The organism is Georgenia satyanarayanai (assembly GCF_900116375.1).
In the GTDB taxonomy this organism is placed as follows: Bacteria; Actinomycetota; Actinomycetes; order Actinomycetales; family Actinomycetaceae; genus Oceanitalea; species Oceanitalea nanhaiensis.
This window is the reverse complement of record NZ_UETB01000033.1, coordinates 1-2,040: the sequence shown is the minus strand read 5'-3', so window position 1 is coordinate 2,040 and position 2,040 is coordinate 1. Positions and strand designations below refer to the sequence as shown.

Below are 2,040 nucleotides of genomic sequence, written 5' to 3'. Positions count from 1 at the left end.
GTTATCCCTTCCGAACGTAGCCAACCAGCCGTGCTCCTGGCGGAACAACTGGCACACCAGAGGTTCGTCCGTCCCGGTCCTCTCGTACTAGGGACAGGCCTTCTCAAGTTTCCTGCGCGCGCAGCGGATAGGGACCGAACTGTCTCACGACGTTCTAAACCCAGCTCGCGTACCGCTTTAATGGGCGAACAGCCCAACCCTTGGGACCTACTCCAGCCCCAGGATGCGACGAGCCGACATCGAGGTGCCAAACCATGCCGTCGATATGGACTCTTGGGCAAGATCAGCCTGTTATCCCCGGGGTACCTTTTATCCGTTGAGCGACGGCGCTTCCACAAGCCACCGCCGGATCACTAGTTCCGACTTTCGTCCCTGCTCGACCTGTCAGTCTCACAGTCAAGCTCCCTTGTGCACTTACACTCGCCACCTGATTGCCAACCAGGCTGAGGGAACCTTTGAGCGCCTCCGTTACATTTTGGGAGGCAACCGCCCCAGTTAAACTACCCACCAGGCACTGTCCCTGATCCGGATTACGGACCGAGGTTAGATGTCCAGAACGACCAGAGTGGTATTTCAACGATGACTCCACAACCACTGGCGTGGCTGCTTCACAGTCTCCCACCTATCCTACACAAGCCGTCCCGAACACCAATACCAAGCTATAGTAAAGGTCCCGGGGTCTTTCCGTCCTGCTGCGCGTAACGAGCATCTTTACTCGTAGTGCAATTTCGCCGAGTTCACGGTTGAGACAGCGGAGAAGTCGTTACGCCATTCGTGCAGGTCGGAACTTACCCGACAAGGAATTTCGCTACCTTAGGATGGTTATAGTTACCACCGCCGTTTACTGGGGCTTAAATTCTGAGCTTCGCCCAACCGAAGTTGAGCTGACCCGTCCTCTTAACCTTCCAGCACCGGGCAGGCGTCAGTCCGTATACATCGTCTTGCGACTTCGCACGGACCTGTGTTTTTAGTAAACAGTCGCTTCTCCCTGGTCTCTGCGGCCCTCAAAGGCTAGCCAGCAAGTGGCTTCACCCCTCAGGCCCCCCTTCTCCCGAAGTTACGGGGGCATTTTGCCGAGTTCCTTAACCATGATTATCTCGATCGCCTTGGTATACTCTACCTGACCACCTGAGTCGGTTTAGGGTACGGGCGGCTAACACCTCGCGTCGAGGCTTTTCTTGGCAGCATAGGATCACCCTGCTTCCCGCGTTCGCGGTCACCATCGGGTCTGAGGCTTGTGTGAGGCCCGGATTTGCCTGGACCTCGCCCTGCTCCCTTGGACGTGCATAGCCATAAAGCACGCGGAGGCTACCTGTCTGCGTCACCCCTGTTAATACGCTTACCTACTACCGGTTCGGGTTCCGCGCGCGGCTCACATGCGCCCCGAAGGGCAACACGTGAGCGTTGGGCGGTTAGCATCACCGGGCTCGGTATGGGCGGTGTTTCGCCGGTACGGGAATATCAACCCGTTGTCCATCGACTACGCCTGTCGGCCTCGCCTTAGGTCCCGACTTACCCAGGGCGGATTAACCTGGCCCTGGAACCCTTGGTCATTCGGCGGACGGGTTTCTCACCCGTCTTTCGCTACTCATGCCTGCATTCTCACTCGTGTGGGATCCACCACTGGGTCACCCCGCAGCTTCACCTCCCACACGACGCTCCCCTACCCATCAACACCCCTGAACAACCCCCACGAGGGAGGAAGCTGGGGACATGTGCTGATGCCACGGCTTCGGCGGTGTGCTTGAGCCCCGCTAAATTGTCGGCGCAGAATCACTTGACCAGTGAGCTATTACGCACTCTTTCAAGGGTGGCTGCTTCTAAGCCAACCTCCTGGTTGTCTGTGCAACTCCACATCCTTTCCCACTTAGCACACGCTTAGGGGCCTTAGCCGGTGGTCTGGGCTGTTTCCCTCTCGACTACGAAGCTTATCCCCCGCAGTCTCACTGCTGCGCTTACACTTACCGGCATTCGGAGTTTGGCTGACGTCAGTAACCTGTTGGGGCCCATCGGCCATCCAGTAGCTCTACCTCCGGCAAG

Annotated in this window: 1 rRNA gene; it reads right to left on the bottom strand. The window is 57.7% G+C overall.

Going from position 1 to position 2,040, the window contains the following annotated elements:
• Window positions 1-2,040, bottom strand: a 23S ribosomal RNA gene (locus DSZ44_RS18000); the annotation flags it as partial.